This is a genomic window from Blastococcus saxobsidens DD2 (assembly GCF_000284015.1).
Classification (GTDB): Bacteria; Actinomycetota; Actinomycetes; order Mycobacteriales; family Geodermatophilaceae; genus Blastococcus; species Blastococcus saxobsidens_A.
In genome coordinates, this window is sequence record NC_016943.1 from 2,483,815 (window position 1) to 2,502,803 (window position 18,989).

Here is an 18,989-nt window from a genome sequence, read left to right on the forward strand (position 1 = left end):
GTCGTGACATCGGGCCGATCCGGCCCGCCAGTGGCGCGCCTAGCGTGACCCCGTGGGGAGGAGCCCGCGCGCCCTGCCCTTCCCGACGTCGTCCGAGGAGGCGAGAGCATGGCCACGTTCGTCCTCGTGCACGGGGCCTGGCACGGCGGATGGTGCTGGGACCGGGTGGCCCCGCGGCTGCGGGAGGCCGGCCACGACGTGCACGCACCCACGCTCACCGGGCTGTCGGAACGGGCGCACCTGCTCTCCCCGTTGGTCGGGCTGGAGACCCACGTCGAGGACATCGTCCGGCTGATCGACGTGCTGGGGCTCACCGACGTCGTCCTGGTGGGGCACAGCTACGCCGGGCAGATCGTCACCGCGGTCGCCGACCGCCGCCCGCAGGCGGTCGGCCAGCGGATCTACCTCGACGCGTTCGTGGGATCCGACGGCGAGGCGGCGCGCGATCTGCTGCCGGGGACCGTCGAGCACCACTGGGCGGAGTCCGCCGCCGAGCAGGGATTCGGCTGGCTCGTGGCGGTGCGCAAGCTGTCCGTCCTCGGGGTGACCGAGCAGGCCGACGTCGACTGGCTGAGCCCGAAGCTCACCGCGCACCCGTGGAAGGCCTACACCGACCCGCTGCGGCTGACCGGCGCCGTCGACGACGTCCCGGCGGCCTTCGTCGAGTGCACCGACTGGATGCGGGTGTTCGCTGCCCAGGCCGACCGGGCACGGGCGAGGGGCTGGCCGGTGCGCGAGCTGCGGACCGGGCACGAGGCGATGGTGACGGCGCCGGAGGAGCTCGCCGGCGTGCTGCTCGAGCTCGCCGGCCGAGGGCCGGTCCGATCAGGAGAGACAGGGATCTGACGTGGAGTTCCTGGTGCGGTCGGAGAACCGGCTGCCCGCCGACACCCCGGCGGAGCGGCGCGAGGAGCTGCGGGCCGGTGAGCGCGCCCGCGCGATGGAGCTGCGCGCGGCCGGGGTGCTGAAGCGCCTCTGGCGGGTGCCCGGCCGCAACGCGACGATCGGGCTGTACGAGGCCGAGGACCCGGCGGCGCTGCACGACGCGCTCATGTCGCTGCCCATGGCCCCGTGGCTCGACGTGCACGTGGAGGCCCTGGCCACCCACCCCCAGGAGCGCACGTGACCACGCCGGGAGCCAGCACCCCGGTCGCCGGAACCGGGGAAGAGGAAGGGCACCGATGAGTGCGGACACCCCCACCGGCCGCTTCGACCTGCCGGGCACCCCGGTGTTCGACGGGGAGGCCAGCCGGCGGGGCCTGCGCATGAACAAGATGTTCATGAGCCTGCGCACCGCGGACAACCGCGAGCGGTTCCTCGCCGACGAAGCCGCGTACTGCCAGGAGTTCGGCCTCACGGCCGAGCAGCAGCAGGCGGTCCTCGACCGCGACTGGCAGGCGATGATCGACCTCGGCGGCAGCATCTTCTACGTCTACAAGCTGGCGATGATGGACGGCCGGTCGATGCAGTACCTCGGCGGCGTCTTCACCGGCATGACCGAGCAGGAGTTCCAGGCCGCGATGCGAGCAGGAGGACGGCGCGATGGCTGACGTGATCTGGGGCCTGGCGACGTCGCACGTGCCCTCGATCGGCGCGGCGATGGATCGTGGCACGACCGAGGACCCGGCCTGGAAGGACCTCTTCGACGGCTACGCCCCGGCCCGGGCGTGGCTGGCCGAGCACGAGCCGGACGTGGCGATCGTGGTCTACAACGACCACGCCAACGGCATCGACCTGGACATCATCCCGACCTTCGGGATCGGTACGGCTGACCGCTACCAGGTCGCCGACGAGGGCTTCGGCCAGCGGCCGGTGCCGGACGTGATCGGTGACCCGGAGCTCTCGCTGCACCTGCTCGAGCAGCTGGTGGACGAGAACTTCGACCTGACGGTGTTCCAGGAGCTCGAGGTCGACCACGGCCTCACCGTGCCGCTGTCGGTGTGGACGCCGGACCCCGGCGACGCCTGGCCGTGCCCCGTCGTGCCGATCCTGGTCAACGTCATCCAGTACCCGCAGCCGACGGCCGCGCGGTGCTACGCCCTCGGCCAGGCCCTGGGCCGGGCCATCGCCGCCTACCCGAAGGACATCACGGTCGGCATCCTCGGCACCGGGGGGATGTCGCACCAGCTGGCCGGTGCCCGCGCCGGCTACATCAACCCCGAGTTCGACACCTTCTGGATGGAGACCATCCAGACCGATCCCGCGCGGCTGGCGGCGCTCAGCCGCGAGGAGCTGATCCGGCAGGCCGGCTCGGAGGGCATCGAGCTGATCATGTGGCTGATCATGCGCGGCGCGATGAACGCCGAGGTGGCGAAGGTCCACTCGCACTACTTCGTACCGGCGTCGAACACCGCGGCCGGGGTCGCGCTCTTCGACAACCGGGTGTCCCAGCCGGCCTGACTTTCCGGCCCGCACGGGCACTGCCGCCAGGGGTGGGGGAGGAGGTCCTCCTCGCGGCGCCGGAGGTGCCGGCCGCCTCCGACGCAGGCCCGGAGGCGACGTCACCGTGCCCGGTAGTCGCTCCGGGCGAAGTCGACGAACGGAACGGGAGCGACGGTCGCCCGGATCTCCACCTGCCGGTGCTCCTCGACCGCCGGCTTCGCTGACACCGGCTGCTCGCCCCACACCACCGTCACCTCGGTGCCGGGCTCGGCGTACTCGTTCTCGACCGTGGCGAGCGAGACCATGGCGCGCTCGTTGGCCAGGTAGCCGCAGTCCAGCGAGATGCCGACCTGCCGGCCGTCCACGAGAACCTTGTCCTCGTGGTGGGTGGCATAGCGGGCCTTCGGCATCTCGATGTACTTGGCGCCGGGGCCCGGCTGGTACAGGGAGCGGACGGCGGCGGTGACGTCGTCGGCGTTCCAGACGAGGGTCACCTTGGTGCGCGGCGGCGACTCGGCCAACCGCTCGAGCGCCGCGCGGCCGATGAAGTCGTGGTCGAACTTCACGGTCTTCCCGTACCCGATGTCGAACGGCGTCAGGAAGTAGTCCCGGATCTCGGCCGGGTCGTGGCTGCCACCGATGGAGCCGACCTTCTCCACCGGGAGCCACTCCCGGTACTCCTGCATGAGGGGATCGTCCGAGAACAGCGCGGCCATGGGGGCCGGCACCCACCCGGACTCGAGGTTGGCCGTCGAGTACGCCTTCGCGCCGACGCGCACCAGCCCGTGGTTCGCACCCGCCGAGAGCAGTGCCTGCAGGACCGCGTCGCCGTCCTCCCAGGGGCCGAACAGCTCGAAGCCCGGTTGGCCGGCCATGCCGTGGCGCAGGCCGCGGACGCGCCTGCCTGCGATGGTGAACTCCGCCATGTTGAAGAACTTGACGTTCGGCAGGGGTGCGTTGGTCATCTCTTCGATGAGCGCGGCAGCGGTGGGGCCTTGGAGCTCGTAGCGATACAACTTCGGCGGCCCGGACGGGCGGACGGCGGAGTTGTCGTCGCGCTCCACCGTTGCCCTGTAGTCGCCGCGTTCGAGGGTGAAGGTGACCCAGTCGAGGACCATCGGGTGCCCGACGAGGTCGAACAGTTCCTCGTCGAGGTGGAAGAGGATGGCGTCACCCATGAGGTAGCCCTCGGGGTTCACGGCGACGAACTGCTTGGCCTTGCCCACGCCGAAGTTCGCGAAGGTGTTGACACCGATGTCGCTGAGTAGCCGTAGTGCATCCGGGCCCTCGATGAAGAGATCGGTCATGTGGTGCGACTGGTCGAGCAGGGCGCAGGTCTCCACCCACGCCCGTTGTTCTGAGCGCCAGTTGGTGAACTCGGGCTTCACCGGGAAGGTGCTCGGTGGGGAAGCGAGATTCCTCAGCAGCTCGACCGGGCTACCGGCACGGGTGAGGGCCGCGGCCAGACTCTCGGAGGACATGGGGAGTGACCTTTCGTCGCGGGGTGGGCAGGAGGATCGCTGTCTGGATCGCGCCGCAGACCGGGACCAGCCGTCCTCCGGCAGGACCTCGTCACGTCCGGGATCCCGGCCGTGGGGTCGACCACGCGGATGGCCACCCCTGGCGACCCACCAGACGCGGCGGACGCGGCAGGTGACGGAGCGGACCGACCTGGACGGACGTGACCGTGGCCGGGCGACGAGTCCTCGTCGCCCGGCCACGGTCGCAGAGATCAGGCCTTGCCGACGGTGCGCCAGCCACCCTGGTAGGTCTCCCGCGCCATCGTGGCGTAGGGGACCGGGCTGACGATGGCGCGGACCTCGAACTGCTCGTGCGGCTCGACCGTGGTCTTCTCGCTGCCGCCGTCGGGCTCGCCCCACACCACGCGGACCTCGGCGCCGTGCGGGACGTCGGGGCTGACGGTGGCCAGCGAGAGGCCCTTCTGCTCGTTCGCCGAGATGCCGGTGAACATGGAGACGCCCAGCAGAGTGCCGTCGGCGTCGATGACCTTGTCGAAGTTCGACGACCCGTAGTTGGCGTTGGGCAGGTCGAAGAACTGGTACTTCGCGCCCTGGACCTGCGAGGAGAGCAGCGTGGCCAGGTCGTCGGAGTTCCACTCCAGGGTGACCTTGCGGCGCTGGGCGTCCTTGTCCAGGGACTCGAGGGCGTCACGGCCGATGAAGTCGTGGTCGAACTTCACGAAGGAGCCGTAGCCGAGCTCCCACGGGTTGGTGTAGTAGTCCTCGATGTCGTCGGAGACGAAGCTGCCGGCGATGGCGTTGGTGGCCTCGTAGCTGTCGGCGCCGAGCCACTCGCGGTAGGGACGCATCTCCTCGCCGGTGTAGATGGCCGGCAGCGGCGAGGGGATCCAGCCGGACTCGAGGGTGTTCGTCGAGTAGGCGCGCGAACCCACCGGCTCGATACCGAACTCCTGGCCGACCTCGAGGATGGTCTCGCGGATCCGGTCGTAGCTCTCGTAGGGACCCCAGATCTCCAGGCCGGGGGCCCCGGCCATGCCGTGGCGCAGCGTGCGCACGGTCTCGCCGGCGATCTTCATGCTGCCCATCCGGAAGAACTTCAGCTGCTCGACGTCGCCACCGTGGAGCTTCTCGATGATCGGCCACGCGTTGGGGCCCTGGATCTGGAAGCGCCACAGATCGCGGGTGACGGCCTTGCCGTACGGCCGTGAGGGCGAGCGGGGGTCGTTGCGGATCTCGACGTCGTAGCCGCCGTTCTCCCCCTTGAACTGCAGCCAGCTGGCGCCGGGGGCGCGGCCGACGTAGACGTACTCGTCCTCGTCGAGGTGGAAGAGGATGCCGTCACCGATCACGTTGCCGGCCGGCGTGACCGGGACGAACTGCTTGGCCATGTTCACCGGGAAGTTGGCCACGCTGTTGATGCCGGTGTCCGAGATCAGCTTGAGGGCGTCCGGGCCGCGCATGAACAGGTTGAACATGTGGTGGGTCTGGTCGAAGAGCACGGCGGTCTCCTGCCATGCCTTCTGCTCCCGGCGCCAGTTGGTGAACTCCGAGGGGACCACCGGGTAGATGTAGGTGCCCAGCTGGGAGTTGCGCAGCAGGCCGACGGTGTCACCGGTCTGGTCGAGCAGTTCCTGCAGGTTCTTCGCGGTCATGTGCGTCCGTCCTCGTGTGATCTCTCCGGTACACCGCCCCCGATCGAGACGGCTCACTGTCTCGGTGCGTTGCCCGGACCCGTGACCGGGCCCGGACTGCGACGGTGCCTCGGACCAGCCACCGCGCCCGCCACGTCCCTCCGAAACCGTAAGGCCATGATGTGGCCCCCGACACAGCGGGATGGTGGCACTTCAGCGACCGGTCTGGCAGGAGGGTGCCGCGCCGGATGACTCACCTGCCGAGTCATGTGACGTACCTCGTCGCGGCGCCGGCTTCGCCGCCGTGGTCGGACCACTACCGTGTCGGCGGCGGCCGCCGGTCGCACACCCGACGACGCCGCTCCGGCGGTCGGGTGAGGAGGCGCCGGCCGCGGTCCGGGGATGCCGCCGTCGGCCTGGTCGCCGAGTTCCGGCAGGGGGGTCGATGACCCGGCACGGGGAGGTGGCGCAGTGCGGCCTGGGACGACGGCGTGGGAGCGGCAGCGGCAGCGGGACGCCGGCGGCCGCGCGCGCCGCCGGGCCGGCCGGCCGGGGCCCGGGCCCGGGAACGGGCACGGGGACACCTCGTGGGCCGCCGTGCTCAGCCTCATGGCGGCCGGGGTCATCGGGGCCGCCCAGATCGGCAAGGGCTCGGCCGCGCTGCCGGTCCTGCAGCTGGAGTTCGGGCTCAGCTCCTCCGGCGCCGCCTGGTTCCTCTCCGTGGTGAGCGCGATCGGCGCCGTGGCCGGGGCGCTCCTCGGCTGGCTCGGCCAGGCGGTGGGCTTCCGGCGGCAGGTCCTGCTGGGGCTGCTCGCGATCGTGGTGGCGAACCTCGGCGGCGCTGCCGCCGGTTCCGCCGCGTGGCTGATGGCCGCACGCGTCGGTGAGGGGCTCGGGTTCGTGCTGGTCGTCCTGGCCGCCCCGCCGCTGCTCTCCGAGGTTGCCGGCCGCGGGCACCGCCGGCTCGTCGTGGGGGTGTGGGGCGTCTACATGCCCCTCGGCGCCGGTCTGGCCACGCTGCTGGTGCCCGCGGCGATCACGCTGCTGAGCTGGCGCAGCGCCTGGCTGATCGACGCCGGCGTGACGGCCCTGGTGCTCCTGGCGGTGGGCCGTTGGGTTCCCAGCACTCCGGCCCGGAGGCCGCAGGGGACGGGCGGGCTCCTCCAGGCGGTCCGGTCTCCGGGTGTGCTGTGCCTGGCCGTCGTCTTCGGGTGTTACGCCGGTCAGTACCTGGCCGTGGTGGGCCTGCTCCCCACCATGCTGGTGGACGGCGGGCTGTCCCTGGAGGCCGCCGGGCTCGTGACGGGCATGGTCTTCCTCGCCAACGTCCCGGCCAATCTGCTGGGGGCGTTCCTCCTGCACCGGGGGGTCGGCCGCTGGTGGCTGATCGTGGCCGGCGGGGGGTGGGTCGCGGTCACGGTGTGGGCGGTGCACGCCCCGGAGCTGCCGCTGCCGGTGCGCATCGGCTCGGTCGTGGCCTACTCCCTGCTCGTCGGCGTCGTGCCGTCCGCGCTGTTCAGCGGGGTGGTGGGGATGTCGGCCGGCACGGCTTCGGCGGGTGCGGCGGTCGGCCTGCTCATGCAGGGGTCGAGCCTGGGCCAGCTGCTCGGGCCGCCGCTGGTCGTGGCCGTCGGCTCCACCGTCTCCACGTGGACGGGGCGGCCGGTCGCACTGCTCTTCCTGGCGGCCGGAGTCGTCGCCGGCGGGTTGCTGTACCGGCAGCTCGAGCGGCCCCTGTCACCGTGATCAGGGGCGGTCCGGGACCACGAACAGCCGCCCGGTCGATTGTTGACAATCCTGGTGACAGGCTCCTAGCGTCATCCCCGGTCGGACCGGCGAGCAGAGGGGACCCGGTGGGCGCAGCAGCACGAACCTCCGCGGAGCAGGCGCTCCGTGCGGCGATCTCGCGCGGGGATCTGGCCCCGGGGCACCGGCTCGTCGAGGCCGACCTGGCCGCACTCATCGGCGTGAACCGCAGCAGCGTCCGCGCGGCGATCGACGCACTGATCACCGAAGGCCTGGTCGAGCGGATCCCGCACCGGGGGGCGCGCGTCCGGGTGGTCTCCACCGAGGAAGCGGTCGCGATCACCGAGGTCCGCATGCCGCTCGAGGGCCTGCTCGCCCGCAAGGCCGCCGAACGGATCACCGATGCGGAGATCGCCCGGCTGGGCGCGCACGTGCGGACGATGGCCGAGGCGGTGGACTCCGGTGACCTGCTCAAGTACTCGGAGCTCATCCAGCAGCTGCACGGCATGGTCCACGACGCCGCCCGCCACCCCATCGCCGCGGAGCTGGTCGGCCGGTTGCAGGCCCAGCTCGTGCGCCACCGGTTCCGGCTCTCCCTGCGGCCCGGGCGACCGCGGGTGAGCCTGGCGGAGCTGACCGCCCTGGTCGACGCCGTCGCCGACCGCGACCCCGCCCGCGCCGAGGCGGCGGCCGTCGCCCACGTCCGCAGCGTCATCGACGCGCTCACCGAGCCCGTCCCGCAGACCGGAGATCCTGCATGAGGAACGTCGTCGTCACCGATCCGCCGCGCGCCGATGCAGGGGACGCCGAGCAGCTCGGCGGTTTCGGCGTCGCCACCGTGCACGAGGCACTGGGCCGGGTCGGCTACCTGGGCCCGGAGTTCCGCCCGGCCTGGCCGGGGGCGCGCATCGGCGGGACCGCCGTCACCGTGCTGTGCTGGCCGGGCGACAACCTGATGATCCACGTGGCCGTGGAGCAGTGCCGGCCGGGTGACGTGCTCGTCGTCGCGACGAACTCGCCGTCCACCGACGGGCTGTTCGGCGAGCTGTTCGCCACCGCCCTGGCGCAGCGCGGGGTCTGCGGCGTCGTCCTGGGCAGCGGTGTGCGTGATGTCGCCGAGCTGCGCGAGATGGGTTTCCCGGCCTGGTCCCGCGCGGTCAGCGCGCAGGGCTCGGTGAAGGCCACGGCGGGTGCGGTGAACGTGCCGATCGTGCTCGGCGGCCAGCCGGTCCACCCCGGCGACGTCGTGGTCGCCGACGACGACGGCGTCATGGTCGTGCCGCGCGCCGACGTGCCGCGGGCGCTGGCCGCGTCGCAGGCGCGGCTGGACAAGGAGGCCGGCGCCCGGGCGGCGTTCCAGGAGGGGGAGCTGGGGCTGGACCGCTACGGCCTGCGGGGGAAGCTGCCCGACTTCGGCATCGAGTACGTCACCTACGAGAAGTTCGCGGAGGAGCTGTGAGCGCCGCAGGCACCGGTTCCCCACTGGAGGTGTGTACGTGAGCTACGACGGGACCGGCGTCCGGTGCACGATGCTGCGCGGCGGCACCTCGCGCGGCCTCTACCTCGAGGCGCGCGACCTGCCGGCCGGCACGGCCGAGCGCGACGACCTGCTGCTGCGGCTCATGGGGACGCCCGACCCGCGGCAGATCGACGGGCTCGGCGGAGCGACGACGCTGACCAGCAAGGTGGCGGTCGTCTCGCCGTCCGAGGCCCCCGACGTCGACGTCGACTACCTGTTCCTGCAGCTCGGCGTGGACGAGGCGACCGTCAGCGAGCGACAGAACTGCGGCAACATCCTGGCCGGCGTCGGGCCGTTCGCGGTGGAGCGCGGTCTCGTGCCGGCCGGCGACCCGGAGACCAGCGTGCGGATCCGCATGGTCAACTCCGACAGCGTCGCCGTCGCCACCTTCCCGACGCCCGAGGGCCGCGTGGAGTACCGCGGCGACGTGGAGATCGCCGGCGTGCCGGGAACCGCCGCCCCGGTCGTGCTCGCCTTCACCGACACCGAGGGCTCCGCCACCGGGAGCCTGCTGCCGACCGGGCACGTGCGCGACACGATCGAGGGCGTCGAGGCGACGTGCGTCGACAACGGCATGCCGGTCGTCCTCGCGCTCGCCGGGTCGTTCGGGCTGACCGGCTACGAGTCGCACGAGGAGCTCGCCGCCGACACCGCGCTGCTGCAGCGGGTCGACGCGTTCCGCCGCAAGGCCGCCGAGCTGATGGGCATGGGGGACGTCTCGTCGGCGTCGGTGCCGAAGACGGCGCTGCTCGCGCCCGCGCGCGACGGCGGCCAGGTGTGCACCCGGTCGTTCATCCCGGTGCAGCCGCACAGCTCGATCGGCGTGCTCGGCGCCGTCAGCGTCGTGACCGGGATGCTGCTGCCGGACGCGGTCGGGCACGAGCTGACCACCGACTGGCCGCGGGACACCTCGCAGGTCGACGTCGAGCACCCGACCGGCCACCTGCTGGTCGACGTCGTCGTCGACAGCTCCGTGGCACCGCCCCGCGTCCTCCGCTCGGGGGTCGTCCGCACCGCCCGCAAGCTCTTCGAGGGGACCGCCTTCCCCCGCTAGCAGGACCCCGCCCTCCGCGCCTCTCGCAGGCTGGGGGCGAGCCTCCGGACGGGGCCGTACCGCACCGACATCCGACTCCTAGGAGAGCCCGTGCCACCCCTGCACGACATCGCGCATCTGGCCCACGTCGAACTGCTGACCGACAAGCCCGAGGAGTGTCTCGACTTCTACGTCCGCTATCTCGGGATGACCGAGAACGGCTCGGCAGGGAACTCGGTGTTCCTGCGCGCCTGGGACGACTACGAGAACACCACCATCAAGCTCACCGCGGCTCCGCGGCCCGGGGTGGGCCGGACCAACTTCCGGGCGAGCACCCCCGAGGCGCTGCAGCGGCGGGTCGAGGCCATCGAGCAGACCGGGCAGGGCGTGGGCTGGCAGGACGGGGACCCCGGCTACGGGCCGGTCTACGTCTTCACCGACCCGGACGGCCACGAGATGGGCGTCTACTACGAGACCGAGTGGTACCGGCCCGAGGGCGCGCTCAAGCCGGCGCTGAAGAACCAGGCGCAGGCCTACCCCGGCCGCGGGGTCAGCGTGCGGCGGATCGACCACATCAACTACCTGGGCGTCACCCCGGTGGAGAACCGCGACTTCTTCGTGGACACCCTGGGCGCGATGATCACCGAGCAGATCGTGCTGGACGACGGCTCGGTCGCCGGCACCTGGACGACGTTCACGAACAAGGGCTACGACGTCGTCTGGACCAAGGACAACACCGGCACCGCGGGCCGGCTGCACCACCTGTCGTTCGCCGTCGACAGCCGGGACGACATCATCCGGGCCGCCGACCTGGCGCTGGAGCACGGTGTCCACATCGAGACCGGACCGCACAAGCACACCATCCAGCAGAGCTTCTTCCTCTACGTCTGGGATCCGGCCGGCAACCGGATCGAGCTGGACAACCCTGCCGCCCGGCTGGTCTTCGCCCCCGACTGGCAGCCGATCGACTGGTCCGAGGCCGAGCGCGCCAAGGGCCAGGCGTGGGGCCTGAAGACGATCGAGACCTTCCACACCCACGGGACGCCGCCGGTGACGCCCACGGGGGTGGACGGCGACGCCCCGGTCGGGTCCGAGGGCCAGGCCTCGTGACGGTCGCCGTCGCCGTCCTGGGGCTCGGCGAGGCGGGATCGGAGATCGCCCGCGACCTGGTGGCCGCGGGAGCCGACGTCCGGGGGTACGACCCGCTGGGCCTCGCCGTGGACGGCGTACGGCAGCGGGGCTCCGAGGCCGAGGCGGTCGCCGACGCCGACGTCGTGCTGAGCGTCAACAGCTCCCACGACGCCGTGACGGCACTGGGCAACGCGCTGCCCGCGTTGCGCCCGGGCACGTTGTGGGCCGACCTCAACACCGCGAGCCCCGGCGTCAAGGTGGCACTGGCGGAGCGCGCCGCACCGCACGACGTCCCGGTGGTCGACGTCGCCCTCATGTCGCCGGTGCCGGGCAAGGGCCTGCGTACGCCGATGCTCGTCTCCGGGGACGGGGCGGCCCGCTTCCGCGAGGTGTTCGCCGGCCTGGGGGCCGACGTCACCGTCCAGGAGGGGCCGGCCGGGACGGCGATCTCCCGCAAGCTGCTGCGCAGCGTCTTCTACAAGGGCCTGGCCGCCGCCGTCGTGGAGGCGCTGCGCGGGGCCGAGACCGCGGGCTGCGCGGACTGGCTGCGCGGCAACATCGCCGCCGAGCTGGCCGGCTTCGACGAGCGGACCGTCGACCGGCTCGTGGACGGCACCCACACCCACGCCCGGAGGCGGGCCGACGAGATGACCGCGGCGACCGAGCAGTTGCAGGAGCTGGGGGTGCCCGCTCGCGTGGCCTCAGCCGCGCGCGATCTCCTGGCCGAGCTGCGCGATGCCGCGGCCGCCGGGCAGGTGGGGACCGCCGCGGTGGCCGCCCGGGGAGCGGAGCACCGGTGATCATCGACTGCCACGGGCACTACACCACGGCCCCGGCGGCGCACACCGCCTGGCGGGAGCAGCAGGTCGCGGCGTGGCAGGCCGGGACGACCCCGCCGGCGTACCCCTCGATCAGCGACGACGAGATCCGCGAGACGATCGAGGCCGGTCAGTTGCGGCTGATGGACGAGCGGGGCATCGACGTCACCCTCTTCTCACCCCGGGCCTCGGCGATGGCGCACCACGTCGGCGACGCCGCGGTGAGCCTGGAGTGGGCCCGCCGGTGCAACGACCTGATCGACCGCGTCGCCACGCTGTTCCCCGACCGCTTCGTGGGGGTCGCGCAGCTGCCCCAGTCGCCGGGTGCGGACCTCACCGGTTCCATCGCCGAGCTGCGCCGCTGCGTCGAGGAGCTCGGGTTCGTGGGGTGCAACCTCAACCCCGACCCCAGCGGCGGCCACTGGACCTCACCGGTGCTGACCGACCGGAGCTGGTACCCGTTCTACGAGGCGATGGTCGAGCTGGACGTGCCGGCGATGGTGCACGTGTCGGCGTCGGCGACCCCGGCGTTCCACGCCACCGGCGCCTACTACATCAACGCCGACACCACCGCGTTCATGCAGCTGCTGCAGGGCAGCCTCTTCAGCGACCTGCCCGGCCTGCGCCTGGTGGTCCCGCACGGTGGGGGAGCGGTGCCGTACCACTGGGGGCGCTACCGGGGGCTGGCCGACATGCTGGAGCAGCCGCCGGTGGAGACCACCGTCATGGGCAACGTCTTCTTCGACACCTGCGTCTACCACCAGCCCGGGATCGACCTGCTGCTGGAGGTCATCGACACCCGGAACATCCTGTTCGGCTCGGAGATGGTGGGCGCGGTGCGGGGGATCGATCCGCGCACCGGCCACCACTTCGACGACACCCGCCGCTACGTCGAGGCCTCGGCGCTGGACGAGGAGGGGCGCGCGGCGGTCTTCGAGGGCAACGTCCGCCGGGTGTACCCGCGGCTGGGTGCGGCTCTGGCGCGTGCCGGGCGGTGACTGGAGCCCCCGGGACGCTCAGCTGGTCTCGGGGACCCGCAGGTGCGCGATCGCGACGCCGAACTCGCCGGTGCCGGCCGTCCGGATGCCCATGGTGGGCGCGAACTCCTCCCGGAACTCGCGCGCGCCCTCGCTCGCCTGCTCCAGCTGTTCCCGGCTGTCGTAGGAGACCGCGGCCACGCTGAGCCCGTCGGCGCGGCGGACCAGCACGCTCACGCTGCAGAAGCCGGGCAGGTCGTCCAGCTTCGGCATCAGGGACAGCCGCACGGCGTCCACGGCGCGGTCGACCGAGGCCGGCTCGGTGCGCAGCCAGGTGACGCGCGACCACGACCCGTGGTGGGCCTCGTGCACCCGGTGCATCGCGGCGACCTCCCACTCCTCGAGCTCCGGGCGGCCGCCGAGGATCTCGGCGGTGCGCTCCGCGGAGGCTCGCACGTGCTCCTCGCTCGAGCGCATCGCCGCCTCGTCCCGCCAGGAGGTGGTGACGATGCACCGGCCGGTGCCGGGATCGACGAGCATCGACAGGCCGAGGCAGCCGTCCACCCGTTCGAGCGCGGGCATGGCGTGGTCGCGGACGTAGGTGGTCGCCTCGTCCACCGACCGGGGGTCGCCCTGGATGCTGGTCGATCGGGCATGCAGCTGAGCCACTCGTCCTCCGGGTGCCGGCAGGGGCGCCGTCCCGGGCGCGCCGTTCGGCACAGCGTGCCCGCTCGGTCCGGCGAGCGGAAGAGACCGATCGCCGGCCCGGGCTGCCCCGACAGGGGCGGCGTCCGCCCGGCGCGGCGGTCGTAGGCTCCGGGCAGGTCCGGTGCCGACCCGCCTCCCGGATCGCGGACGGCGCCGGAGGGGCGCGGTACCGGCGCATCGACACCCGTGCCGCGCACGGCAACGACGACGAGGAGACGCACGTGTCCGGTCCCACCCACCGCCCGGGAACCGACCAGGCTCCCGCCGATCGCTCCGGGCCACCCTTCCGCGCCGACCACGTCGGCAGCCTCCTGCGCCCGGAGCGGCTGCTCCGCGCCCGTGCCGACCGCGCGTCGGGCCGCATCGACGACGCGGAGCTCCGCGTCGTCGAGGACGACGCGATCGCCGACGCCGTCCGCATGCAGCGGGACCTCGGCCTGCGCACCGCGACCGACGGGGAGTTCCGGCGGGCCACCTGGCACATGGACTTCATCTACGCGATCTCCGGCATCCGCCGCGTGGAGGGCGAAGGCCGCCCGGTGCACTTCAAGAACGCCGACGGGTCGATCGACTGGGCTCCGGCCGGGCTGCACGTCGACGGGCCGCTCGCGATCGAGGAGCCCATCTTCGGAGACCACGTCGACTTCCTGCGGAGCGTCGCGTCCCCGGAGCAGACGCCGAAGCTGACGATCCCGTCGCCGTCGATGGTGCACTACCGCGGCGGGGCGGCGTCCATCGATCCGCAGGTCTACCCCGACGAGGACGCGTTCTGGGCGGCGCTGTCGGCGGCGTACGCGTCCCAGATCCGCAGCGTCGCCGCGCTCGGCTGCACGTACCTGCAGCTGGACGACACCAGCCTCGCCTACCTCAACGACCCGGCGCAGCGCGCGGAGATCGCCGCGCAGGGGCGGGACGCCGAGCACCTGCACGAGCGGTACATCCGCCAGGTGAACGCCGCGCTCGCGGGTCGGCCGGAGGGGCTCGCCGTCACCACGCACCTGTGCCGGGGGAACTTCCGCTCGTCCTGGGTGGCGGAGGGCGGGTACGACTTCGTCGCCGAGTCGCTCTTCGGTGGGCTGGAGGTCGACGGGTTCTTCCTCGAGTACGACGACGCCCGCTCCGGGGGCTTCGAGCCGCTGCGCTTCGTGCCGCCGGGCAAGCGGGTCGTCCTGGGTCTGGTCACGACCAAGCGCGCCGAGCTCGAGCGGAAGGACGACCTCAAGCGGCGCATCGACGAGGCGGCGAGGTACGTGCCGCTGGAGCAGCTGTGCCTGTCGCCGCAGTGCGGCTTCTCCTCGACGGTCGAGGGGAACGCCCTCACGCTGGACGACCAGCGGGCCAAGCTGGAGCTGGTCGTGGAGACGGCGGCGGAGGTCTGGGGCTGACCCGCCGCCGTCGGCGATCCGTGCCGCGGCTACGTCTATTGTCGCAGCCGACCCGACACCTCCTGCCGTTCAGGGGAGGTCATCTGCGGCATTCGGCGGACGTGATCCACGCCATAGGTTGGCAGTGAGTGGCCCGTCCTCGGCGCCCCGGCTCCGGGGCTCGCGTAGCGGCACGGGCCGGAAGGCCCCGACAGCGGCCGGCGCATCGGCCCCGGGGGAGCGATCCGTGAGAGGAGGCGTGATGACGCGACCCGCCGACGGTCAGCACGGCGTCCTGGTGCTGTCCTGCGAGGACGCACCGGGCATCGTGCACGCGGTGTCCGGCCTGCTCGTGCAGGAGCGGTGCACGATCCTGGAGAGCCACCAGTTCGACAGCCCCACGACCGGCAGGTTCTACATGCGGGTCGAGTTCTCGCACGTCGACGGCACGCCGCTGGACTTCCCGGCGCTGCGCCGGGCCTTCGAGGGGACCGCCGAGCGTTTCGGGATGTCCTGGCGGCTGGCCGACGCTGCCGAGCGGCAGCGCGTGCTGATCATGGTGAGCAAGTACGCGCACTGCCTCAACGACCTGCTGTTCCGCAACTCGATCGGCGAGCTCAACCTCGACGTCGTCGCGATCGTCTCCAACCACCCCACCCTGGAGCACATCGCCGACTTCTACGGCATCCCCTTCAGGCACATCCCGGTCACCCGTGACACCAAGCCGGAGGCCGAGGCCGCACTGCTGGACATCGTGCGCGAGCAGCGGGTCGACCTGGTGGTCCTGGCGCGCTACATGCAGATCCTCTCGGACGACCTGTGCCGGGAGCTGGGGGGCAAGGCCATCAACATCCACCACTCGATGCTGCCCAGCTTCAAGGGCGCCCGTCCGTACCACCAGGCGCACGCCCGGGGGGTCAAGTTCATCGGGGCGACGGCGCACTACGTCACCGCCGACCTCGACGAGGGGCCGATCATCGAGCAGGAGATGCTCCGGGTCGGCCACGCGCTGGACCCGGAGGAGCTCGCCGCCCGTGGCCGGGAGGCCGAGACGCGGGCGCTGGCGCACGCAGTGCGCTGGCACACCGAGAACCGGGTCATCATCTACGGGAACCGGACCGTCGTCTTCGAGTGACCGTGCGCCCGCTCGGGAGCCCGGCTCCGGAGCGGGCGGACGCCCCGGTGGCGCGGCGGGGCTGCCGCGATGATCCGGGCCGGACACCTGTGGCGGCGTCGGCACCCGGGCGGCGTCGCGCCGTCCCACTTCCGTTATCCCCAACAACCGGTCGATCGTCGGATCGGCGGCACCACCCGCCGTGAGAGGGCGGGTCCGCCGTCAGCCGGCGGCGAGGCGGAGGCACTCCGGGCAGGGGTCGGCGGAGCCGGTCCCGCGGGGGCCGTCCCAGCGCCCCTGCACCACCCCGACCGAGGCGCCGCACAGCGCGGCCCACGGGGCCGGCAGGTCGGCGGTGGTGCGCAGGACGGCGTGCGCCCGCCCCGTCTCCTGGTCGCGGCCCGCGGCGTGGTCGGTCGTCATGCCCTCAGCATGCGACGCCGGCGTGCCGCCGCAGCAGGGGGGTAGCGCTGCGGCATGACGACCGCTCCCGGGACCACTCCCAGCGCCGCACGCAAGCCCACGAGGTCGTCCGGACTGCTCTACGGGCTGGGCTTCAGCGGCTTCGTCTTCGGCCTCGTGCTGGCCGGGTGGGGGCTGTACGACCTCGTCGAGGGGCTGATCGACCACCAGATCCTCGGGGCGCACCACGTACGGGACGACCTCGGTTCCCCGCTGGGCCGGGACCTCGGCTTCCTGGCGCTCGGAGCGGTCCTGCTCGTGGGCGGGAGGTTCCTCCACCGCCGTGGCGTGCGTCGCCTCGCCTCCACGGCCCGACTCCGCAGGACCTGAACGGGGCGCCGGCGAGGCCCGTGGGCCTTGTCCGGGCACCGACGACACGGCAGGCTGTGATCCACGACACATCCGCCAGCCGGGAGACGCCGTGCACCGCGCACGGGCCGCCGTCCCCGGCGACCAGGCCCGAGGTGACGCCCCATGGGCAAGGACATCCCCCCGGCTCCCGCTCCGCGCCCGGCCGCGAAGGTGCGCAACGTCGCGCTCGTCGGGCGGGCGGGCGCCGGGAAGACCACCCTCGCCGAGGCGCTGCTGGCCGCGACGGGGGCGGTGACCCGCGCCGGCCGGGTGGAGGACGGGACCACGTGCCTGGACGGGGAGGAGGTCGAGGTCCGCCAGCAGCGCTCGGTCTCCCTCGGCGTCGCCACCGTCGAGCACGCCGGCCACCGGCTGACCCTGCTCGACACTCCCGGCTCACCGGACTTCGTGGGGGAACTGCGGGCCGGGCTCCGGGCCGCGGACTCGGCGCTCTTCGTGGTCTCCGCGGTGGCCGGGGTGGATGCCGCGACCGTGCAGCTGTGGGAGGAGTGCGCCGCGGTCGGGATGCCGCGCGCCGTCGTCCTCAGCCAGATCGACCGGCCGCGCGCCGACGTCGACGAGGCCGTCCGGCTCTGCCAACTGATGCTGGGGGAGGGGGTCTACCCCCTGCACCTGATCGAACGCGGCCCCGACGGGGCGGCCCGGGGGCTGGTGTCGCTGCTGGAGCCGGACGTCGACTCCGTGCCCGTCGGGGACCAGGACGCCGACCGGCTCCGCGGCGAGCTGATCGAGGGGATCATCGGCGACAGCGAGGACGAGACGCTGATGGAGCGCTACCTCGCCGGCGAGGAGCTGGCGGTCGACGACCTCGTGGCCGACCTGGAGACCGCCGTCGCCCGGGGGCACTTCCACCCGGTCCTCTGCGCCTCACCGGTGACCGACGTCGGCGTCCGCGAGCTGCTCGACCTCCTCGTCTCCGCGTTCCCCTGCCCCACCGAGCACGGCTGCCCACCGGTCACGCACCTCGACGGATCGGCGGCGCCACCGCTGGCCTGCGACCCCGACGGCCCGCTGGTCGCCGAGATCGTCAAGACGACCACCGATCCCTACGTCGGCCGGGTCTCCCTGGTCCGCGTCTTCTCCGGCACGCTGCAGCCCGACGCCGCCGTGCACGTCTCCGGTCACGGGATGGCCGAGCGGGGCCACCCCGACCACGATGCCGACGAGCGGATCGGCGTCCTGTCCGCACCGCTGGGCGCCGCGCTGCGCCCGGTGGCGGCCTGCCCGGCGGGCGACATCTGCGCGGTGAGCCGGCTGACCACGGCGGAGACCGGGGACACCCTGAGCAGCCCCGACGAGCCGCGGCTGGTCCCGCCGTGGCAGCTGCCCGTGCCGCAGCTCCCGGTCGCGGTGGAGGCGGCCTCGCGGGCCGACGAGGACCGCCTGGCCACCGCGCTGGCCCGGCTGGCCGCCGAGGACCCCACGGTCCGGCTGGAACGGCGGGCCGACACCGGTCAGCTGCTCCTGTGGTGCGTCGGCGACGCGCATGCCGAGGTCCTCCTCGAGCGGCTGAGCGCCCGGCACGGCGTCACCGTCGCCACCGTGCCGGTGCGGGTGCCGCTGGTGGAGACGCTGTGCGGCCCGGCCCGCGTGACCGGCCGGCACGTCAAGCAGTCCGGCGGCCACGGGCAGTACGCCGTGGTCGTGGTCGAGGGAGAGCCCGGACCGCCCGGCTCGGGGATCGTGTTCCAGCAGCAGATCGTCGGCGGGACGGTGCCCACCCAGTTCCACGGCAGCGTGGAGAAGGGCGTCCGGGCCCAGGCCGAGCGCGGGGTGAACGGCGACCGGCCGCTGGTGGACATCCGGGTCACCCTGGTCGACGGCAAGGCGCACTCGGTGGACTCCTCCGACGCCGCGTTCCAGGCGGCGGGGGCGCTGGCGCTGCGGGAACTGGTGGCCGCGGTCGGGACCCGGGTGCTGGAGCCGTGGTGCCAGATCGAGGTGCAGGTGCCCAGCGAGTACGTGGGCGCCGTCATGAGCGACCTGTCCTCCAGGCGCGCCCGGGTGACCGGCTCGGAGGCCCAGGACGGCCGGGACCGCACCACGGTGCGTGCGGAGGTGCCGGAGGTCGAGCTGCTGGGCTACCCCGGCGTCCTCCGCTCGGTCACGCACGGGACGGCCAGCTTCGACCGCCGTCCGCTGGGCTACGAACCCGCTCCGGCCGGGATGGCGGTGCCCGCCTGACGAAGGACCGGCGTCCTTCCCACTCCTCGCAGGCTCAGGGCGGGACCCCGGGCGGGGCCGTTCCAGC

Annotated in this window: 19 protein-coding genes; 15 read left to right on the forward strand and 4 right to left on the reverse strand. The window is 72.9% G+C overall.

The window, feature by feature from the left end; genetic code table 11:
* The first annotated feature begins 108 nt into the window (after nucleotides 1-108).
* Genes BLASA_RS11725 through BLASA_RS11740 form a run of 4 tightly spaced genes read left to right on the forward strand, consistent with a single transcriptional unit; the run spans nucleotide 109 to nucleotide 2,400 of the window.
* A complete protein-coding gene (locus tag BLASA_RS11725) occupies nucleotides 109-846 on the forward strand; it encodes an alpha/beta hydrolase (RefSeq protein WP_014376356.1) in 738 nt (245 codons plus the stop codon).
* A 1-nt stretch (nucleotide 847) separates the two neighbouring features.
* Nucleotides 848-1,126, forward strand: a complete 279-nt coding sequence (locus tag BLASA_RS11730) for a muconolactone Delta-isomerase family protein (protein WP_014376357.1) — start codon at nucleotides 848-850, stop codon at nucleotides 1,124-1,126.
* A 55-nt stretch (nucleotides 1,127-1,181) separates the two neighbouring features.
* Nucleotides 1,182-1,550: a protocatechuate 4,5-dioxygenase subunit alpha gene (gene ligA / locus BLASA_RS11735; protein ID WP_014376358.1), complete on the forward strand. Its 369-nt coding sequence runs from the start codon at nucleotides 1,182-1,184 to the stop codon at nucleotides 1,548-1,550.
* On the forward strand, nucleotides 1,543-2,400 hold the full coding sequence (locus tag BLASA_RS11740) for a class III extradiol dioxygenase subunit beta (RefSeq protein WP_014376359.1): 858 nt from the start codon (nucleotides 1,543-1,545) through the stop codon (nucleotides 2,398-2,400). The genes ligA and BLASA_RS11740 overlap by 8 nt, the downstream gene beginning before the upstream one ends.
* A 101-nt stretch (nucleotides 2,401-2,501) precedes the next feature.
* Here the strand turns inward: BLASA_RS11740 and BLASA_RS11745 are convergent, their stop codons facing one another.
* Both BLASA_RS11745 and ligM read right to left on the reverse strand, forming a co-directional pair.
* A complete protein-coding gene (locus BLASA_RS11745) occupies nucleotides 2,502-3,863 on the reverse strand; it encodes an aminomethyltransferase family protein (protein ID WP_014376360.1) in 1,362 nt (453 codons plus the stop codon).
* A gap of 251 nt (nucleotides 3,864-4,114) precedes the next feature.
* On the reverse strand, nucleotides 4,115-5,515 hold the full coding sequence (gene ligM / locus BLASA_RS11750) for a vanillate/3-O-methylgallate O-demethylase (RefSeq protein ID WP_014376361.1): 1,401 nt from the start codon (nucleotides 5,513-5,515) through the stop codon (nucleotides 4,115-4,117).
* Nucleotides 5,516-5,965: 450 nt separating this feature from the next.
* Between ligM and BLASA_RS11755 the strand changes: the two genes are divergently transcribed.
* The 7 genes from BLASA_RS11755 (at nucleotide 5,966) to BLASA_RS11785 (ending at nucleotide 12,739) form a co-directional block, all read left to right on the forward strand.
* Nucleotides 5,966-7,240 carry a CynX/NimT family MFS transporter gene (locus tag BLASA_RS11755; protein WP_014376362.1) on the forward strand — a complete coding sequence of 425 codons (1,275 nt, stop codon included), beginning with the start codon at nucleotides 5,966-5,968 and terminating at the stop codon, nucleotides 7,238-7,240.
* 107 nt (nucleotides 7,241-7,347) lie between these two features.
* Complete coding sequence (locus BLASA_RS11760) at nucleotides 7,348-8,001, forward strand: GntR family transcriptional regulator (RefSeq protein ID WP_014376363.1); 654 nt, start codon at nucleotides 7,348-7,350, stop codon at nucleotides 7,999-8,001.
* Complete coding sequence (locus BLASA_RS11765) at nucleotides 7,998-8,699, forward strand: 4-carboxy-4-hydroxy-2-oxoadipate aldolase/oxaloacetate decarboxylase (protein WP_014376364.1); 702 nt, start codon at nucleotides 7,998-8,000, stop codon at nucleotides 8,697-8,699. Before BLASA_RS11760 ends, BLASA_RS11765 begins: the two co-directional genes overlap by 4 nt.
* A gap of 37 nt (nucleotides 8,700-8,736) precedes the next feature.
* Nucleotides 8,737-9,813: a 4-oxalomesaconate tautomerase gene (locus BLASA_RS11770; protein WP_014376365.1), complete on the forward strand. Its 1,077-nt coding sequence runs from the start codon at nucleotides 8,737-8,739 to the stop codon at nucleotides 9,811-9,813.
* Nucleotides 9,814-9,903: 90 nt separating this feature from the next.
* On the forward strand, nucleotides 9,904-10,902 hold the full coding sequence (locus BLASA_RS11775) for a VOC family protein (RefSeq protein ID WP_014376366.1): 999 nt from the start codon (nucleotides 9,904-9,906) through the stop codon (nucleotides 10,900-10,902).
* Nucleotides 10,899-11,723, forward strand: coding sequence for a DUF1932 domain-containing protein (locus tag BLASA_RS11780; protein WP_014376367.1), 825 nt, complete (start codon nucleotides 10,899-10,901; stop codon nucleotides 11,721-11,723). The genes BLASA_RS11775 and BLASA_RS11780 overlap by 4 nt, the downstream gene beginning before the upstream one ends.
* Nucleotides 11,720-12,739 (forward strand): amidohydrolase family protein, encoded by a 1,020-nt coding sequence (locus BLASA_RS11785; RefSeq protein ID WP_014376368.1) that lies wholly within the window; start codon nucleotides 11,720-11,722, stop codon nucleotides 12,737-12,739. Before BLASA_RS11780 ends, BLASA_RS11785 begins: the two co-directional genes overlap by 4 nt.
* Before the next feature lie 18 nt (nucleotides 12,740-12,757).
* Here the strand turns inward: BLASA_RS11785 and BLASA_RS11790 are convergent, their stop codons facing one another.
* Nucleotides 12,758-13,387, reverse strand: coding sequence for an antibiotic biosynthesis monooxygenase family protein (locus BLASA_RS11790; protein WP_231839452.1), 630 nt, complete (start codon nucleotides 13,385-13,387; stop codon nucleotides 12,758-12,760).
* Nucleotides 13,388-13,647: 260 nt separating this feature from the next.
* Here BLASA_RS11790 and BLASA_RS11795 point away from each other — a divergent pair, with 260 nt between their 5' ends.
* Entirely contained in the window at nucleotides 13,648-14,811 is a 1,164-nt protein-coding gene (locus BLASA_RS11795; protein ID WP_014376370.1) for a 5-methyltetrahydropteroyltriglutamate--homocysteine S-methyltransferase, read from the forward strand.
* Nucleotides 14,812-15,052: 241 nt separating this feature from the next.
* Complete coding sequence (gene purU / locus BLASA_RS11800; RefSeq protein WP_014376371.1) at nucleotides 15,053-15,925, forward strand: formyltetrahydrofolate deformylase; 873 nt, start codon at nucleotides 15,053-15,055, stop codon at nucleotides 15,923-15,925.
* 201 nt (nucleotides 15,926-16,126) lie between these two features.
* On the opposite strand, the gene BLASA_RS11805 is transcribed toward purU, so the two are convergent.
* Nucleotides 16,127-16,327 (reverse strand): hypothetical protein, encoded by a 201-nt coding sequence (locus tag BLASA_RS11805; RefSeq protein WP_014376372.1) that lies wholly within the window; start codon nucleotides 16,325-16,327, stop codon nucleotides 16,127-16,129.
* 54 nt (nucleotides 16,328-16,381) lie between these two features.
* Here BLASA_RS11805 and BLASA_RS11810 point away from each other — a divergent pair, with 54 nt between their 5' ends.
* Nucleotides 16,382-16,696 (forward strand): DUF2243 domain-containing protein, encoded by a 315-nt coding sequence (locus BLASA_RS11810; RefSeq protein ID WP_014376373.1) that lies wholly within the window; start codon nucleotides 16,382-16,384, stop codon nucleotides 16,694-16,696.
* A 144-nt stretch (nucleotides 16,697-16,840) separates the two neighbouring features.
* Entirely contained in the window at nucleotides 16,841-18,922 is a 2,082-nt protein-coding gene (locus BLASA_RS11815; protein ID WP_014376374.1) for an elongation factor G-like protein EF-G2, read from the forward strand.
* The last annotated feature ends 67 nt before the right edge of the window (nucleotides 18,923-18,989 follow it).

Bases quoted from the DNA above. Each gene is read 5' to 3' on its own strand.
- BLASA_RS11725 (WP_014376356.1), top strand. From the start codon at position 109: ATGGCCACGTTCGTCCTCGTGCACGGGGCCTGGCACGGCGGATGGTGC.
- ligA (WP_014376358.1), top strand. From the start codon at position 1,182: ATGAGTGCGGACACCCCCACCGGCCGCTTCGACCTGCCGGGCACCCCG.
- BLASA_RS11740 (WP_014376359.1), top strand. From the start codon at position 1,543: ATGGCTGACGTGATCTGGGGCCTGGCGACGTCGCACGTGCCCTCGATC.
- BLASA_RS11745 (WP_014376360.1), bottom strand. From the start codon at position 3,863: ATGTCCTCCGAGAGTCTGGCCGCGGCCCTCACCCGTGCCGGTAGCCCG.
- ligM (WP_014376361.1), bottom strand. From the start codon at position 5,515: ATGACCGCGAAGAACCTGCAGGAACTGCTCGACCAGACCGGTGACACC.
- BLASA_RS11765 (WP_014376364.1), top strand. From the start codon at position 7,998: ATGAGGAACGTCGTCGTCACCGATCCGCCGCGCGCCGATGCAGGGGAC.
- purU (WP_014376371.1), top strand. From the start codon at position 15,053: ATGACGCGACCCGCCGACGGTCAGCACGGCGTCCTGGTGCTGTCCTGC.
- BLASA_RS11805 (WP_014376372.1), bottom strand. From the start codon at position 16,327: ATGACGACCGACCACGCCGCGGGCCGCGACCAGGAGACGGGGCGGGCG.
- BLASA_RS11810 (WP_014376373.1), top strand. From the start codon at position 16,382: ATGACGACCGCTCCCGGGACCACTCCCAGCGCCGCACGCAAGCCCACG.
- BLASA_RS11815 (WP_014376374.1), top strand. From the start codon at position 16,841: ATGGGCAAGGACATCCCCCCGGCTCCCGCTCCGCGCCCGGCCGCGAAG.